Annotated in this window: 15 protein-coding genes; 9 read left to right on the top strand and 6 right to left on the bottom strand. The window is 41.9% G+C overall.

Features of this window, described 5'->3' with window-relative positions:
- Window positions 1-373: 373 nt before the first annotated feature.
- From CFT42_RS06245 to yugI, 4 genes are all read right to left on the bottom strand, one after another.
- Window positions 374-1,132 (bottom strand): DeoR/GlpR family DNA-binding transcription regulator, encoded by a 759-nt coding sequence (locus tag CFT42_RS06245; RefSeq protein WP_088809834.1) that lies wholly within the window; start codon window positions 1,130-1,132, stop codon window positions 374-376.
- Window positions 1,133-1,196: 64 nt separating this feature from the next.
- Entirely contained in the window at window positions 1,197-2,549 is a 1,353-nt protein-coding gene (locus CFT42_RS06250; RefSeq protein WP_088809833.1) for a glucose-6-phosphate isomerase, read from the bottom strand.
- A gap of 75 nt (window positions 2,550-2,624) precedes the next feature.
- Window positions 2,625-3,047 carry an NUDIX hydrolase gene (locus tag CFT42_RS06255; RefSeq protein WP_088809832.1) on the bottom strand — a complete coding sequence of 141 codons (423 nt, stop codon included), beginning with the start codon at window positions 3,045-3,047 and terminating at the stop codon, window positions 2,625-2,627.
- Window positions 3,048-3,232: 185 nt separating this feature from the next.
- Complete coding sequence (yugI, locus tag CFT42_RS06260) at window positions 3,233-3,583, bottom strand: S1 domain-containing post-transcriptional regulator GSP13 (protein WP_088809831.1); 351 nt, start codon at window positions 3,581-3,583, stop codon at window positions 3,233-3,235.
- Between the two features lie 165 nt (window positions 3,584-3,748).
- Here yugI and CFT42_RS06265 point away from each other — a divergent pair, with 165 nt between their 5' ends.
- The 3 genes from CFT42_RS06265 to CFT42_RS06275 all read left to right on the top strand — a co-directional run bounded on the left by CFT42_RS06265 (window position 3,749) and on the right by CFT42_RS06275 (window position 6,922).
- A complete protein-coding gene (locus CFT42_RS06265) occupies window positions 3,749-4,918 on the top strand; it encodes a MalY/PatB family protein (protein ID WP_088809830.1) in 1,170 nt (389 codons plus the stop codon).
- 226 nt (window positions 4,919-5,144) lie between these two features.
- Window positions 5,145-6,242 (top strand): ABC transporter permease, encoded by a 1,098-nt coding sequence (locus CFT42_RS06270; protein WP_088809829.1) that lies wholly within the window; start codon window positions 5,145-5,147, stop codon window positions 6,240-6,242.
- A complete protein-coding gene (locus tag CFT42_RS06275) occupies window positions 6,242-6,922 on the top strand; it encodes an ABC transporter ATP-binding protein (RefSeq protein ID WP_088809848.1) in 681 nt (226 codons plus the stop codon). Before CFT42_RS06270 ends, CFT42_RS06275 begins: the two co-directional genes overlap by 1 nt.
- 37 nt (window positions 6,923-6,959) lie before the next feature.
- Here CFT42_RS06275 and CFT42_RS06280 read toward each other — a convergent pair whose 3' ends face one another.
- Window positions 6,960-7,271: a PTS sugar transporter subunit IIB gene (locus CFT42_RS06280; RefSeq protein WP_088809828.1), complete on the bottom strand. Its 312-nt coding sequence runs from the start codon at window positions 7,269-7,271 to the stop codon at window positions 6,960-6,962.
- Window positions 7,272-7,496: 225 nt separating this feature from the next.
- Between CFT42_RS06280 and CFT42_RS06285 the strand changes: the two genes are divergently transcribed.
- A complete protein-coding gene (locus CFT42_RS06285) occupies window positions 7,497-8,858 on the top strand; it encodes an aspartate kinase (RefSeq protein WP_088815733.1) in 1,362 nt (453 codons plus the stop codon).
- Between the two features lie 36 nt (window positions 8,859-8,894).
- On the opposite strand, the gene CFT42_RS06290 is transcribed toward CFT42_RS06285, so the two are convergent.
- The gene (locus tag CFT42_RS06290) at window positions 8,895-9,482 is read right to left on the bottom strand and encodes a peptidylprolyl isomerase (protein WP_088809826.1); all 588 of its coding nucleotides are present in this window, start codon (window positions 9,480-9,482) and stop codon (window positions 8,895-8,897) included.
- Window positions 9,483-9,720: 238 nt separating this feature from the next.
- Between CFT42_RS06290 and CFT42_RS06295 the strand changes: the two genes are divergently transcribed.
- From CFT42_RS06295 to CFT42_RS06315, 5 genes are all read left to right on the top strand, one after another.
- The gene (locus tag CFT42_RS06295; RefSeq protein WP_088815735.1) at window positions 9,721-10,929 is read left to right on the top strand and encodes a lmo2377 family MFS transporter; all 1,209 of its coding nucleotides are present in this window, start codon (window positions 9,721-9,723) and stop codon (window positions 10,927-10,929) included.
- Window positions 10,930-11,543: 614 nt separating this feature from the next.
- Window positions 11,544-13,958 (top strand): Na+/H+ antiporter subunit A, encoded by a 2,415-nt coding sequence (locus tag CFT42_RS06300; protein WP_088809824.1) that lies wholly within the window; start codon window positions 11,544-11,546, stop codon window positions 13,956-13,958.
- Window positions 13,945-14,367 (top strand): Na(+)/H(+) antiporter subunit B, encoded by a 423-nt coding sequence (locus CFT42_RS06305; protein ID WP_088809823.1) that lies wholly within the window; start codon window positions 13,945-13,947, stop codon window positions 14,365-14,367. Before CFT42_RS06300 ends, CFT42_RS06305 begins: the two co-directional genes overlap by 14 nt.
- Window positions 14,368-14,715, top strand: coding sequence for a Na(+)/H(+) antiporter subunit C (locus tag CFT42_RS06310; RefSeq protein WP_088809822.1), 348 nt, complete (start codon window positions 14,368-14,370; stop codon window positions 14,713-14,715).
- Window positions 14,708-16,192: a Na+/H+ antiporter subunit D gene (locus CFT42_RS06315; RefSeq protein ID WP_088809847.1), complete on the top strand. Its 1,485-nt coding sequence runs from the start codon at window positions 14,708-14,710 to the stop codon at window positions 16,190-16,192. Before CFT42_RS06310 ends, CFT42_RS06315 begins: the two co-directional genes overlap by 8 nt.
- Window position 16,193: the final 1 nt, after the last annotated feature.

The raw sequence follows: 16,193 nt of genomic DNA on the forward strand, positions 1-16,193 counted from the left end.
CAGCGTTCGTCCTGAGCCAGGATCAAACTCTCTTTAAAATAAATCGAATTTGAATACTTATTCAACACCGTGAATAAGTTTCCTTAGCGTCACAAATTGACTTTGCTAGCTTGTTTCTTACTTTTTTGGAAACATCTTTTTGTTTCCTGTCCTATGAATTGATTGGTGAAACATCTGTTTCATCGCTTTTTCATCTTCGTTTTGTTCAGTTTTCAAAGGTCATTCTTTCTTTTGTCCTGTGCGCGCTTAACGCATCAGCAACGTTTATAAATATACCAACTTTTTATGCATTCGTCAATAGTTTTTCTCATTTTTTTTTAATATCCTGAAAAACAATTTGTTTTTGACTGTATAAATGATTATTTTAGCACGTTTAGGTAATGTATATTTGAACTCCTTTTTCTTCAAACTGTAGCTTTAGAACGGGATCAATTTCGCTTCCTGTAATAATATACGAGAGGTCATCGAGTTCTGCATATTTATATAGTGACAGTCGGCCGAATTTTGTATGGTCGGTCACGAGAATGACTTCGTCGGCGGAGTGGATCATTTCTTGTTTAGCGGGGACGAGATATTCGTCGTAGTGCATTAAACCTTTGTCGCTATCTAAAGCCGGAGTTGTCACGAATGCTTTGTGGACGTGCAAATTGCGCAGGGTGCCACTTGTAATCATGCCGTTTAAGATGTAGGTTTCTGGATAGACGACTCCACCTGTTACAATAATTTTTGATTTTGAGAAACGCAAAATGGAAGCTACATTGATATCATTTGTGATGACGGTGAGGCCTGAACGTTCTTTTAGCGCTTCTGCGATATGACCCGTTGTAGTACCAGCATCAAGTAGAATCGTGTCGCCTTCTTCGACCATTTCCGCGGCATAGGTCGCAATTTTCTTTTTTTCTTCGTAGCGGACTTCGCTTCGTTTCTTCCAATCGGGTTCTGAAACGACCTTTTCTTCTATCATAACGCCACCGTGGGTTCGCTTTAGTTTTTTGTCTTTTTCTAGTGCTGTTAAATCGCGGCGGATGGTGGCTTCGTGAACTTCAAAGTGTTTCGCAAGTTCGCTTACCGTTGCAATCTTTCTTGAGCGTACATATTGGACAATCGCGCGCTTTCGTTCAATAGAGAGCATTATTTTTTCTCCTTTCCTACAAAAGAAAAGAGCCCTTACGAAACGCAAGGACTCCTCGAACATTTTAGTCGTTTAAGCGTTTTTCAAGTTCCGCTTTTTTCTCTTCAAAACCTGGTTTACCTAGGAGCGCGAACATGTTTGCTTTGTAAGCTTCCACACCTGGTTGGTCAAATGGATTCACGCCGTTTAAGTAACCGCTAATGCCTACTGCTTTTTCAAAGAAGTAAACAAGGTAGCCGAATGTGTATGGGTCAAGCGCTGGCACTTCGACTACAAAATTCGGTACTTCGCCGTCAGTATGCGCAAGAAGTGTTCCTTCAAATGCTTTTGTATTCACGAAATCAACCGTTTCGCCTGCTAAATAGTTTAAACCGTCAAGATCAACTTCTTCTTTATTAATGGTTAAATTATGACGCGGAGTTTTCACTTTGACTACCGTCTCGAAAAGATTGCGACGACCGTCTTGAATGTACTGACCTAGTGAATGTAAATCAGTTGAGAAGCTCGCGCTGGACGGGTAGATACCTTTTTGGTCTTTCCCTTCGCTTTCGCCAAACAATTGTTTCCACCATTCATTGAAGTACTGCAAACCTGGTTCGTAGCTGATTAAAAGCTCTGTTACCTTGCCTTTTCTGTACAGCACGTTACGTGCTGCCGCATATTGATACGCGATATTTTCTTTTAAAGAAGGTTTTGAGAAGTCTTTAGATGCAGCTTCTGCGCCTTCCATCATTTTTTTAATGTCTACACCGCTCACTGCGATTGGTAGAAGTCCTACTGCAGTTAGTACAGAGAAACGACCGCCAACATCATCTGGAACTACGAAAGTTTCATAGCCTTCGTTATCAGATAATGTTTTAAGCGCGCCTTTTGCTTTATCTGTTGTGGCATAAATACGTGATTTCGCTTCTTCTTTGCCGTATTTTTTCTCTAAGAGTTCTTTAAATACGCGGAATGCGATGGCAGGCTCTGTTGTTGTACCTGATTTTGAAATCACGTTTACAGAGAAATCACGATCGCCAACAACTTCGATTAAATCGTGTAAATAAGTGGAGCTAATGCTGTTTCCTGCGAAGAAAACTTGTGGCGTTTTACGCTCTGCTTTATCCAGCACATTATAGAAGGAATGATTTAGTGTTTCAATCGCGGCGCGTGCCCCTAAGTAAGAGCCGCCGATACCGATGACGATTAAAACTTCGGAATCATTTTTAATTTTTTCTGCTGATTTTAAAATGCGTGCGAATTCTTCTTTATCGTAGTTACTTGGCAAATCAACCCAGCCAAGATAGTCACTTCCCGCACCAGTACCGTTATGTAACATATCATGTGCTGCTTTTACTGCAGGTTCCATGTACGCTAATTCGCGTTCTTCAAAAAAACGCAATGCTTTGGAATAATCAAAACTAATGTGTGTCATTATTTTCCCTCCAAAAATTATAAAGATTTCTGTTTTAACTTTATCTCAAAAGGCGAACTTTAGCAAGGATTGTCGCTAGCTGACAGGAAATTCATTATGATGATCATAGAGCACACCTTTGTCAAAAATCAGTTTATTGAGCGGCGTCTTTTCTAACTCGAGAAGGCTGTCTGCTGTAGGAATCGACAACCATTTCACACGAAAGACGCTTTCATCGTTTTCTGGCCAATTAAAATCCCCCATTGCAGTTGCACGGAACACAATTGTGCAAACGTGTTCCCACTCTGTCCTGCGCTCTTTACAAAAAAGGAGACTGTCGACGGAAATCGTCACATTCGTTTGTTGTTTCACTTTAAGAACGAGCGCTTCTTCCATTGTCTGGTCTTTCTCGACTACGCCCCCCGGGAACCCCCAAGAAAGATCCCGTTTACGCACTGCTAAAATCTCATCTTTTTTCTCATTGTAGATAAATCCTTCAACGTTAATCGTTCTTTTCATGGTATCCTCCCTTTTCGTTTGAAAATGATTAAACTACCTGAACTAATTAAAAACTGAAATGGCTATTACCCTAAATTTAGTTTGACTAATTGTCAATTGATGAAATACTGACTAAAACGTGAATTATCTGACTTTTTGAAATAAAGCTTCGGAAGCTCCTTGTCGAAAGAAGTTTCCAAACATGCTTACTTATCTGCTTTTTCAACCCATTCTTGCAGTTTATCTCGGAGTGTGTTAAAACCTTCGTCTGCACCTTTTGTTTCTTTTTTAGGCGAGGAATTTCTCTCTGGTTTTACTTCCTCGGTCGCACGAATCGAAAGACTAATTTTATTATTTTCTTCATCCATATCAAGAATTTTAACTTTCACTTCTTGTCCGATTTCTAAAAAATCATGGATATCTTTAACAAAACCGTGCGTCACCTCTGAAATATGCACAAGCCCTTGCGTTTTATCATCAAGCGCCACGAACGCTCCGTATCCTTGAATACCTGCGACTTTCCCTGTTACAACGTCGCCTACTTTAAATGTACTCATCTACAAACACACCCACTTTCCAAAATACCGATAATGTACAATTATACCACTTGCTTAAGATTACCACAATTATTCATTACTTTGATTAAAGCTGATGCAGCTTTCTAAAATTGTGTTACAATGGCATTATAAAAAAAGAAATGCTTGTCGAAGGAGGAACTAAATATGAGTCAATTTGATGAAGTAATTCCGCGCCTAGATACAAATTCTGAAAAATGGGACGGGGCGGAAGCCTTATTTGGAAGGAAAGATATTATCCCCATGTGGGTTGCTGATATGGATTTCCGGGCGCCGAAGCCTGTTTTAGATGCCTTCCGAAAACGAGTTGACCACGGTGTTTTCGGCTATACGAAATGTGAAGATGGCATGACGAAAGCCATTTTGAATTGGAATAAAACGCGGCACGGATTTGATGTGGATTCGGATGCGATTTTATATAACGCCGCTGTTGTCCCTTCGATTTCACTCGCGATTCGGGCGCTAACGAAACCTTCAGAGAAAGTCTTGATGCATTCGCCAATTTATCCGCCGTTTTTTAAGGTGACTGGCGATGAAACGAAACGCGAAGTCGTGCTTTCACCGTTAAAACACACGGGCACGCGGTTTGAAATTGATTTTGCCGACATGGAACAGAAGCTTGCCCAAAATGATATTCAGCTATTTTTACTTTGCAATCCGCAAAATCCGGGCGGAATTTCCTGGAAAAAAGAAGAACTTACGCAATTGGTTGAGCTTTGTGCACGTTATAATGTGCCGATTGTGTCAGACGAGATTCATGCGGATTTAGTGATGAAAAACCATGTACATACGCCGCTTGTTAAGGTGGCACCGTATTACAAGGAGCAAATTATTACGCTGATGGCACCGACGAAAACGTTTAATTTGGCGGCTTTGAAAGTGTCCTACTTGATTATTGATAATCCAGATTACCGGGCGAAATTCCGTGAGTTACAGCAATATGTGCATGCGCCAGGCATTAATGAATTTGGTCAAATCGCGCTTGAAGCGGCTTATAATGAAGGTGCGGAATGGCTAGATGAGCTGCGCGATTATATTTACGAAAACTTCCAATATGTCAAAGCGGAATTGAATACGCATTGTCCTGAAATCGGCGTGACGGAGCTTGAAGCGACTTATCTGATGTGGCTTGATGCACGGGCGCTCAAAAAAGATGAAGCGACGCTGTATCAAGATATTATCGATGCGGGTTGCGGCGTTCAAATGGGGTCAGGTTTTGGCGCGGTGGCCGATAAATTTATCCGCCTGAATATTGCTTGTCCGCGTGAAACACTCAAAAAAGGCGTGGCTGCACTAATTGCGGGGATTCAAAAATAGTAAACTAAAACCAGACTGAAATAGTCTGGTTTTAGTTTGTAGAAAAGGCTACATAAAAGGCATCTCGCCCGTTTAGCACGATGACAAGTGGTAAATATCGTCGTCTTTAAATCAGGTTTTTGGTAAACCACATGGAACCTTGTTATACTAAAATTGTAGTATGGTTTTTAGGAGGAACGAGGAAAATCGTTTTTTCTTTATTTTTGTAAAAGGAGTTGGAGAAGTTATGTTTTTAGGGCTACGTGAAATGCTCTATTCAAAATTGCGATACATACTTGTGACAGGCATCATGGTTTTGATTATGTTGCTCTCACTGATTTTATCAGGCCTTGCAAATGGTCTGGCATACGATAACGCTTCTGCAGTTGCGGATAACGGGGTTCCGTTTTATGCGATTGCGAAAGATGCGCAAGGTAAAGTGTCACGCTCACTTTTTGATGAAAGCGAGTTGGCAAGTGTTCAAGAGGATAAAAGTGTGAAGGAAGCAGCGGTGCTTGGGCAATCGATGCAAACATTGAAACGCGAAAGTGATGATAAGAAGTTCAGTATCGCTTTTTTCGCCATTCAACCTGGCACTTTCCTCGATCCAAAAATTTCATCTGGTAAAGGGCTTGAAGTGACGAAACCCGATGAAATCGTAGTAGATTCTTCTTTGAAAAAAGATGGGATTAAACTTGGCGATATTTTGATGGACGACCAACTTAACAAAGAGCTAACGGTTGTTGGTTTTACGGAGAATAAAAAATATAGTCACGCGCCCGTTGTTTACATCAACATGCCGACTTGGCAATCCATTAATCCAGTTTTATACCACCAAAAAACACCGCAAGTTAGCGCGATTGCAATCCAGCCTAAAGGCGATACTGTCAATTTAGCGAACAAAGACTTGTCTGTTTTAACGCAAGCTGAATTTTTAGACCAGATTCCGGGCTATTCGGCGGAACAAATGACGCTAAATATGATGATTTATTTCTTAATTGTGATTGGCGGCTTTATTTTAACGGCGTTCTTCTATGTGATGACGCTTCAAAAGACGACACAATTTGGGATTTTAAAAGCGCTAGGCACCAAGTCCGGCTATATCGCGGTGAGCGTGATCACACAAGTTATCGTGATTTCCCTCATAAGCATTTTAATCAGTGTTGGGGTTACGCTCTTGTTGCCGAACGTGTTGCCTGAGGCGATGCCGTTCCGCTTGTCGAGCTTCACAATTAGCTTATATAGCGTGATTTTCTTCGTTGTAGCGCTGATTGGTTCACTGCTTTCGATGTGGAAAATTAATAAGGTTGATGCGCTTGATGCAATTCGCGGAGGTGATGAATGATGCGTCCAATTTTACAATTTGAAGGTGTAACGAAAAACTATAAATCTGGTCCCACTACGATTCATGCTTTGCGTGAGACCCATTTTGAAGCAAACAGCGGTGAGCTCATTGCGATTGTTGGACCGAGTGGATCTGGTAAGAGTACTTTCTTGTCACTGGCGGGGGCGCTACTTACGCCTACAGATGGCAAAATCATTTTAAACGGGCAGGAAATTAGTCAGCTAACGAAAAAAGAACAGACGCAAATTCGTCTGACGGAAATTGGTTTTATTTTTCAAGCGGCGCACTTAGTCCCTTACCTTCGCGTGGTGGACCAAGTCCGTTTTATCGGGCAACAAGCGAAGCAAAATAAAGATGCGGTGACCGAAAAGAGTGTCTCCCTTTTGAACCACCTTGGTCTCGAAACTCGGACAACTTTTTATCCAAAAGATTTATCTGGTGGTGAAAAGCAACGGGTTGCGATTGCGCGGGCCTTAATTAATTCGCCGTCCATCATTTTGGCGGACGAACCGACGGCAAGCTTAGATACTGAGCGGAGTCGAGAGGTTGTACAGTTGCTCCGTAGCGAAGTAGAGGGCACGGAGCGCGCGGCGATTATGGTGACGCATGATGAGCGCATGCTTGACTTATGCGACCATGTTTACCGCATGGAAGACGGGCGTTTGACGAAAGAACGTTAACAATAAAAAAGTGTAGGAACGATGTTCCTACACTTTTTTATTTATTTTCTTCAATCAATTTAAGCGCTTGAGCGTAAACTGTTTCGCCGTCCATTTTCCCGTATGCCATCATATCAATAACATCAACTGGAATGCGTCCTGCGGCTGCATCTTTAACTGTTTTTTCTTGGTAACGCACTTGCGGACCAAGCAACACGACATCAGCATCTTTAATAACTTCATTAATTTCAGCTATTGAGTAAGCAGCAATTTTTGCTTCATCGCCTTTTGCAGCGGCTGCTTTTTCCATTTTTGTAACGAGTAAGCTTGTGGACATCCCTGCCGCACAGATTAAAACGATATTATTCATTTCTATTCTTCCTTTCCAATTAAACGGCTATTGTTGTAACACCTTCATTATACAATACGTGTAGTATTTTAAACAAGTAAACGTTATCAACAACTTTATCTCACTAAATACACACGCATTTTTAAAATAAACTAAAAATAGATTGCACTTTTCCCCCAAAAGAGTGATAATAGACAGAAAATACGTAAAATTTCGCTTAAATTAAACTAGACAGGAGCTGTATACATGAAAGTCGTTAAATTTGGTGGAAGCTCTCTAGCTTCCGGACTTCAACTGAATAAAGTATTAGATGTAATGAAAAGTGATGCTATGCGCAAAATCATTGTCGTTTCTGCGCCTGGAAAGCGTTTTTCAGATGACACGAAAGTAACTGACCTTCTCATTGATTGCGCGGCAAAGGCCTTGCTTTCGGAAGACACGACGGATATTTTCAATCAAATCGTCGCACGCTATCACGATATTGTGTTGGACACTGGTATGAGCGAGGCCGTCATATCGGAAATCAGCGACAATTTAACGACCATTTTGCAATCTGATAAATCCAATCCCGACCAATTTATGGATAAAATGAAAGCGAGCGGCGAGGACAATAACGCAAAATTAGTTGCCGCGTTTTTCAACCACAAAGGTCTTCCTGCAACTTATGTTAACCCTAAGGACGCGGGGCTTTTCGTGACCGAAGACCATGCTCATGCGCGTGTTTTGCCTGAGTCTTATGATAATCTTTTCGCGCTTCGCGATTACCCGGGACTTGTTGTTTTTCCTGGTTTCTTTGGCTATACGAAGTCTGGTGAGATTACAACATTCTCACGTAGCGGTTCAGATATTACGGGCGCGATTGTCGCAAACGGGATTCAAGCGGAACTTTATGAAAACTTCACCGATGTTGATGCCGTTTTTGTTGTAAACCCTGCTATTGTTAAAAAACCCCAGCAAGTGGCTGAACTTACGTACCGCGAGATGCGTGAACTTTCTTATGCCGGCTTTTCTGTGTTCCATGACGAAGCGCTCATTCCAGCGTTTCGGGCGGGTATTCCAGTCCACATAAAAAACACGAACAACCCCGAAAGCACTGGGACGCGTGTGATTCATGAAAGAGATACTTCGAATGGTCCTGTTGTAGGGATTGCCAGCGATGACGGATTTTGCAGCATTTACATTAGCAAATATTTGATGAACCGCGAAATCGGTTTCGGTAGACAAGTCCTCGAGATTTTAGAACAAGCGGGACTAAACTATGAACATATGCCGTCTGGAATCGATGATTTAACGATTATCTTGCGGGAAAATCAACTCGATGCGGCGTTAGAAAAAAAACTAATCCACGAACTCACGCACAAACTAAATGCCGACCTAGTTTCCATCCAGCACAACCTCTCCCTCATCATGATTGTAGGCGAAGCAATGCGTCAAAACATTGGGACAACATTCCGAGCTAGCCGCGCCCTCTCTCATGCAAACGTCAATATTGAAATGATTAACCAAGGCTCTTCCGAGGTTAGCATCATGTTCGGCGTCAAAAAAGAAGATGAACGTACAGCCGTTCAAGCCCTTTATAATGAATTTTTTCAAGAAGTAGAGGTATAATAAAAAGCGAGGACAATTTGTCACTCGCTTTTTCTGTTATTCAACAATATTAATTTTTTCGATGACAACATCATGGACTGGTTTATCTTGTGCGCCTGTTTGAACGCTTGCGATATTATCTACAACGTCCATTCCTTCGATGACATGACCGAAAACAGTGTGGCGTCCATCTAACCATGGTGTCCCACCTTCTTTGTAAGCTTCAATAATTTCTGTAGGGAAACCAGCTTCTTCCATTTGTCCAATCATTTCTACTGGCATATCCGGTTTTTGTACAATGAAGAATTGGCTTCCGTTTGTGTTCGGACCTGCATTGGCCATTGATAAAGCACCACGCAAGTTAAATGCGTTTTTTGAAAACTCATCTTCGAATGCCTCACCCCAGATGCTTTCACCGCCTGTTCCGATTCCGTCAGGGTCGCCGCCTTGAATCATAAATTCAGGGATAACACGGTGGAAAATCAAGCCATCGTAGTAGCCATTTTTTGCGTGTGTCACAAAGTTCTCAACGGTTTTTGGTGCCACCTCTTTGAAAAGCTTCAGCTTAATTGTGCCGCGATTTGTAACCATTTCAGCTAAGATTTCGTTCTCAGCGATTTCTTTTGATAATTGTGGGTATGTCATATATGATTAGCTCCTTTGTCATAATTTACCTTCCAAACCAGATTATTAAAAGATTTACGAAAACCGCAACCATATAAAGCACTAAAATTGTTGCGAGTGTCCATATGATAATTTTTTTAACCATGAGGCGCTCCTTTTGTTAGAAGAGCGACTCTTGCCGCTCTGATTTATTCAGTACTTCTTTATTCTAATAAAAAACTGCGCGTTTTGAAACTAAAACGAACGGAGATGTCAAAATATGTCAGTAAAAAAACGCAATTTATACATTTGCATGCTGGCGAATTTACTTATGTCTGCTAGCACAACGATGATTATGCCCTTCTTATCTCTTTATATTGAAACTTTCGGTGACCATGATCCGGCTTACGTACAAAAATGGGCTGGCTACATATTCGGCGTCACCTTTCTAGTCGCCTTTATATTTTCACCGATTTGGGGACGGATTGGCGACCGATTTGGCTATAAAAAAATTCTCATCTTTACTTCATTTGGTATGGCGATTAGTATTTTTCTAATGGGCTTTGCTCATTCCGTGACATACTTATTTATTTTGCGAATCTTCATGGGGATAGTCACTGGGTTTATCGGGATTTCAAACGCGTTTATCGCGCGCCAAACGGATAAGCATGAGGCCGGCAAAATCCTTGGTACGCTCCAACTCGGCGGGGTTACAGGAATGCTATTCGGTCCGCTAATTGGGGGTGCTATGGCGGATTTATTTGGTTTTAAAAACACCTTTACTGTAACGGGAATCGCGATTTTAATTGCTTCATTTCTCGTTGCCTTTGGTTTAAAGGAAGTGCGAAGCGAAACACAAAAAACAGGTCGGCCAATTTATTCGCGGAGAGCCGTCTTGAAGAAAATTATCACCCTAAGAGTGCTCTTTACAGTGATGGTCATTACAGCGCTTATCCAAATTGCGAACTTCAGTGTTCAACCGCTCCTTGCGCTTTATGTGGGGGAGATGACGCATTCGTCTAACGTCGCTTTCATGTCTGGGCTTGCCTTCTCGGCTACTGGGTTTGGTAATCTTGTTATGACGCGTAGTTGGGGGCGTCTTGGCGATAAGTATGGCTATGAGAAAATCTTAAATATTTTACTAATACTTGCGGCGCTCACAGTGATTCCGCAGGCGTTCGTCTCGCATTTATGGACGTTCATTATTTTTCGCTTTTTATTCGGCATTGCGATTGGTGGTATGGTTCCTTGTATCACGGCGTATATTCGACTCGCTGCTCCTGGTGCGATGCAAGGCGAAATGCTTGGTTATAACCAAAGCGCGCGTTTTTTAGGAAATGTCATTGGGCCAATTCTTGGTGGAACGCTCGCGGGCTTCGTTGGCATCAACAACGTCTTTTTATTCATGAGCGGCATGTTTTTCGTCGCCTTCTTCATTTTACTCTACGCACTTCACGCGGATAGAAAACGCCATCTGAACGTGGATTGATTAGAAAAATGAATTTGCGCCATTCAAAACGGACTACACACAATCAGACTGATGACAAATAGTGAGAATCTCACGCATTGCCGAGTACTGCACCGGAGCGTACTCGAGTACGTGATGACTGAAAACAGGAAGGGCGTAGTTTGCCCGACCATGTGAGAAGTTAGGCGAAGCGGAGCGGAACGCAGGCAAAAACTCCGAAGATTGCCGTTTGTCATCTGTATGAAAGGTAAAAAAACTCTAAACTTAAGCCAAACAAAACGGACTACGCGCAATCAGACTGATGACAAATAGTGAGATTCTCACGCATTGCCGAGTACTGCACCGGAGCGTACTCGAGTACGTGATGACTGAAAACAGGAAGGGCGTAGTTTGCCCGACCATGTGAGAAGTTAGGCGAAGCGGAGCGGAACGCAGGCAAAAACTCCGAAGATTGCCGTTTGTCATCAGTCTGAAAGGTGGAAAACTTGTTAAGAGAACAAGTTTTCCACCTTTTTTTCCACCAAAAAAGTATGCTATAATAAATTGTATTTGCTTTTTTTCAAAAAATGTAAGTACTTGCTTAAAAAATAAAAACGTTACGTTTGAAATAGATTATTAAAAAGGAGGAACCGACTTTGTCATTGTTGCATCTTGCAATCATTCTGCCATTTATCGTGGCACTTATTATCCCGCTTATTTATAAGTGGACGAAAAAAATTCATACTGGTTGGCTTGTTCTACCGGTTCCAATCGTGCTCTTCATTTACTTTTTAACTTTTATTCCGGAAACAATGCAGGGAGCTACAACAGAAACCTTTGCTTGGATTCCTGAATACGGAATTAACTTCACTGTCGTTGTAGACGGTCTTAGCTTATTGTTCGCCCTTTTAATTACGGGAATCGGTTCGCTTGTTGTGTTCTACTCTATTTATTATTTAGGAAAAAACAAGGAACGCTTAAACAATTTTTACGCCTTTCTGATGATTTTTATGACAGCGATGCTTGGCGTTGTACTTAGTGATAACCTCATCGTTCTTTATCTATTTTGGGAATTGACGTCCATTAGTTCTTTCCTTCTCATCGGCTACTGGTATCACCGCGAGCGTTCTCGTTATGGCGCTAGAAAATCAATGATGATTACTGTTTTTGGCGGTTTAATGATGCTCGGCGGATTCCTAATGCTGCACATCATGACGGATAGCTTTTCCATTCGGGAAATCCTCGCAGCTAGTGAAGCTATCTCACAAAACGCCCTTTTCATTCCCGCAATGATTTTAATTTTACTTGGCGCGTTCACAAAATCCGCTCAAGTACCTTTTCATATTTGGCTTCCTGACGCGATGGAAGCTCCCACACCTGTCAGCGCTTATCTTCACTCCGCTACAATGGTTAAAGCAGGTATTTACATCGTAGCACGCTTTACACCGCTTTTTGCCGTTTCATCAGTTTGGTTTTGGACGGTCACCATTGTCGGCAGCATTACACTCCTTTGGGGCTCGATTAATGCGACGAAGAAAAATGACTTGAAAGCCATTTTAGCTTACTCCACCATCAGTCAACTTGGTTTAATCATGACACTGCTCGGAGTCGGGGCCGCCAGCTTACATTTTGATAATTTAAGCGATGATATTTACGTTCTTGCCGTTGTCGCTGCCGTCTTCCACCTTTTCAACCATGCAACATTCAAAGGAAGCCTGTTTATGATGACGGGGATTATCGACCACGAAACCGGCACACGTGACATCAGACGCCTCGGCGGACTTATGCGCATCATGCCTATCACCGCAACAATCGCGTTCATCGGAACATTCGCGATGGCCGGATTACCACCTTTTAACGGCTTTTTGAGTAAAGAAATGTTTTTAGAGAGCCTTGTTAACCTCACGCACCTTAATCTTTGGAATGCGGATACTTGGGGAATATTTATTCTAATTAGCGCGTGGATCGCTAGCGTGTTTACGTTTACGTATAGCATGATTATTTTCTTTAAGACTTTCACTGGCAAACAAAAGCCGTACTTATTGCCAAAGAAACCACATGAGGCACCTTTTGGCTTATTGCTACCTCCATCGATTTTAGCATCACTTGTACTTTTGATTGGGCTATTTCCCAATTTGATTGCCGCACCAATTTTAGAACCAGCTGTGAAATCCATTGTGCCATCGCTTGCGACAAATGATGATTTCCACATTCACATCGGCCTTTGGCACGGCATTACACCGGCCTTACTTATGACTATAGGCATCATCATTGTTGGAACACTAGTTTATAAGACGCATCGTTACTGGAAGCCATTTATTACAACACGAGTACCTAAAATGCTCCGAATTGGCAAAAGCTATGATAGAGGCATGTCTTACCTTGAACAAGGTTCCTACCGCATGACGATGACCATCATGACAGGGTGGCTACGCACCTATTTGAACTACATGTTATTTGCTTTTATTGTTCTTGTCCTTGGGTCACTCATTCTGACAGGCTCACTAAATTTTAACTTTGATAACTTAACGGCTATCACACTTGTGGACTATGTTTTAGCCGCGGTAATTCTTGTGACCTTAGTAGGTACGGTCTTCTCGAAATCGCGCATTACGTCCATCATCTTGCTTGGTGCGATGGGCTACACGATTAGTATTTTCTTTGTAATCGCTCGTGCTCCAGACCTTGCGCTAACGCAGCTCGTGATTGAAACGATTTCTGTTGTACTCTATTTACTCGTCTTCTATCATTTGCCACAGTTTAGTAATATTGAAGAAAAGCCGCGATTCTTTTCGGTTAAAACGTTTTTAAGTATTGGGGTCGGCATCACGATTACACTCGTCGCATTATCTGCCTACGATACAACGTTTTATGATTCTATTTCGCAGTACTATATCGATAACACATATAAAGAAGCTGCCGGAAAGAACATTGTAAACGTGATTCTTGTTGACTTCCGTGGTTTTGATACATTGTTCGAAACGACTGTTCTTGCTATTGCATCTATTGGGATTTTCCAAATGATTAAACTACGACTTACGAAACGGAGGGATAAAAATGAAAACCAATGACGTACTGCTCCGCAATGTTACAAAAGTGGTGGCATTCATCATCTTTTTATTTTCACTGCACCTCTTTTTCGCGGGGCACTATAATCCCGGCGGCGGCTTTGTTGCTGGACTTACGAGCGCTGGCGCCATCACGCTTACCCTCCTTGCTTACGATATTAAAACGGTGAAAAGCATGCTCAATATGAATACGATAATCATTACAGCTATTGGTCTTATTTTCGTCGTAGGTACTGGGCTGCTGGGTGTTTTCAGCGGAAAGCCGTTTTTGACGCATTTATATGGGCATGTCGACTTGCCCGTTCTAGGCGATACGTCCCTTCATACTGCGACACTATTTGACTTAGGCGTCTATCTTGTCGTTGTCGGCGTAACGCTGACGATTATTCAAACGATTGGGGAGAGTGACTAAATGGAATTATTAATGTCTATCCTCATCGGCTTAATGTTTGCCGCTGCTGTCTATTTAATTTTATCAAAAAGTTTATTGCGGATTATTATTGGAACGGCGATTTTAAGTCACGGCGTCAATTTGCTCGTTTTAACGATGGGCGGAATTAAACGTGGTGATGTGCCCATTTTAGGCTTGAAAGTCACCGCCTCTTATAATGATCCACTGCCACAAGCGCTCATTTTAACCGCCATTGTTATTAGCTTTGGTGTCACCGCTTTTTTCCTAGTTTTAGCTTACCGAGCTTATCAAGAATTAGACAGCGAGAGCGTATCCAAAACGAGAGGACATGAAGCCGATGATGAATAATATTATTTTACTGCCCATCTTTATCCCGCTAGTCGGCGCTATTATTTTAATGTTAGTGCCAAAAAAAGTCATCGTTCAGCGCACGATTGCTCTGATTATGAGTTTACTACTTGTTGCTTCAGACCTTTTCTTACTCTTTTATGTAAAAAATAACGGTATCACAACGCTCAATATTGGCAATTGGCGTGCGCCCTTTGGGATTACAATCGTAGCCGATATGTTGGCCGCTCTTCTAGTCGTAACAACAAGTTTAGTGTTAACTTGCGTTATCATTTATTCGTTTTACACTATTGGCAAAGCCCGCGAAAAGTTCCTTTACTACCCGTCAGTTCTGTTTCTCATCGTCGGTGTAAATGGCTCCTTTTTAACAGGTGATATTTTCAACTTATTCGTGTTTTTTGAAGTGATGCTCATGGCGTCTTACGTCCTGCTCGTCATTGGGGGCACGCAAATCCAACTGAAAGCGACCATTAAATACTTGCTCATCAATGTGGTCGGCTCTGCTTTTTTCGTCGTTTCAATCGGCATTTTATATTCAATGATTGGTACGCTAAACATGGCGGATATTTCTCAAAAAATCAATGCCCTTAACGGTGCAAATACAGGCATGATAAGCGTTTCCGCCGTTATGTTTCTGTTCGTTTTTGGGTTGAAAGCTGGACTCTTTCCGCTTTACTTCTGGCTACCGGGCTCCTATTTCGCGCCACCAATGCCAGTCCTCGCCCTCTTTGGCGCACTTTTAACAAAAGTTGGCGTTTATGCAATTATTCGGACGTATAGCTTATTTTTCGCAAAAGAAACCACATTCGCGATGCCACTCCTCGGGGTTTTGGCGCTCTTAACTATTATTCTAGGCGTAATTGGGGTTATTAGTTATTACGATATGAAAACTATCGTTATCTATAACATTTTAATTGCGATTGGCGCGATTTTGTTCAGTGTTTCCATCATGACTCGCGAATCCATGACCGGTGCCGTTTACTACCTGATTCACGATATGATCATTAAATCGGCGCTTTTCCTCATAATCGGGGTTATTATGGCGATTACTGGCACGTCTACGGTGAAAAAATTCAGCGGTTTAATGACCGTAAAGCCGACACTTGGCTGGTCGTTTTTCATCGCGATTTTAGCGATTGCCGGGATTCCACCACTGAGCGGATTTTTTGGAAAACTATTGATGGTAGAAGGCGCCTTTAGTACTGGCGAAATTTTCGGGGGTATCGTCATCCTGCTATCGAGCTTATTCGTTTTAATGTCACTCATCAAAGTGTTCACTCGCGGATTTTGGGGTGAGAAAAGCGGCAAATTCAATCTCGCTATTCCCTATAAAAAAATGATGTTTCCGGTCGTTATTTTACTCGCTTGTTCCGTTTTATACGGCGTCTTTTCAAACGCGCTTTATCCGTTTATAAGCGATGCAGTTGATCCAATTATCGATCCGAATATTTATATTAATGCTGTGATAAAGGAGTGAT

This window comes from Listeria goaensis (assembly GCF_900186125.1).
Taxonomy (GTDB): domain Bacteria; phylum Bacillota; class Bacilli; order Lactobacillales; family Listeriaceae; genus Listeria; species Listeria goaensis.

Excerpts from the sequence above, each read along its gene's own strand:
- CFT42_RS06245 (WP_088809834.1), bottom strand. The coding sequence starts at position 1,132 with ATGCTCTCTATTGAACGAAAGCGCGCGATTGTCCAATATGTACGCTCA.
- CFT42_RS06250 (WP_088809833.1), bottom strand. The coding sequence starts at position 2,549 with ATGACACACATTAGTTTTGATTATTCCAAAGCATTGCGTTTTTTTGAA.
- CFT42_RS06255 (WP_088809832.1), bottom strand. The coding sequence starts at position 3,047 with ATGAAAAGAACGATTAACGTTGAAGGATTTATCTACAATGAGAAAAAA.
- yugI (WP_088809831.1), bottom strand. The coding sequence starts at position 3,583 with ATGAGTACATTTAAAGTAGGCGACGTTGTAACAGGGAAAGTCGCAGGT.
- CFT42_RS06265 (WP_088809830.1), top strand. The coding sequence starts at position 3,749 with ATGAGTCAATTTGATGAAGTAATTCCGCGCCTAGATACAAATTCTGAA.
- CFT42_RS06270 (WP_088809829.1), top strand. The coding sequence starts at position 5,145 with ATGTTTTTAGGGCTACGTGAAATGCTCTATTCAAAATTGCGATACATA.
- CFT42_RS06275 (WP_088809848.1), top strand. The coding sequence starts at position 6,242 with ATGCGTCCAATTTTACAATTTGAAGGTGTAACGAAAAACTATAAATCT.
- CFT42_RS06280 (WP_088809828.1), bottom strand. The coding sequence starts at position 7,271 with ATGAATAATATCGTTTTAATCTGTGCGGCAGGGATGTCCACAAGCTTA.
- CFT42_RS06285 (WP_088815733.1), top strand. The coding sequence starts at position 7,497 with ATGAAAGTCGTTAAATTTGGTGGAAGCTCTCTAGCTTCCGGACTTCAA.
- CFT42_RS06290 (WP_088809826.1), bottom strand. The coding sequence starts at position 9,482 with ATGACATACCCACAATTATCAAAAGAAATCGCTGAGAACGAAATCTTA.
- CFT42_RS06295 (WP_088815735.1), top strand. The coding sequence starts at position 9,721 with ATGTCAGTAAAAAAACGCAATTTATACATTTGCATGCTGGCGAATTTA.
- CFT42_RS06305 (WP_088809823.1), top strand. The coding sequence starts at position 13,945 with ATGAAAACCAATGACGTACTGCTCCGCAATGTTACAAAAGTGGTGGCA.
- CFT42_RS06310 (WP_088809822.1), top strand. The coding sequence starts at position 14,368 with ATGGAATTATTAATGTCTATCCTCATCGGCTTAATGTTTGCCGCTGCT.
- CFT42_RS06315 (WP_088809847.1), top strand. The coding sequence starts at position 14,708 with ATGAATAATATTATTTTACTGCCCATCTTTATCCCGCTAGTCGGCGCT.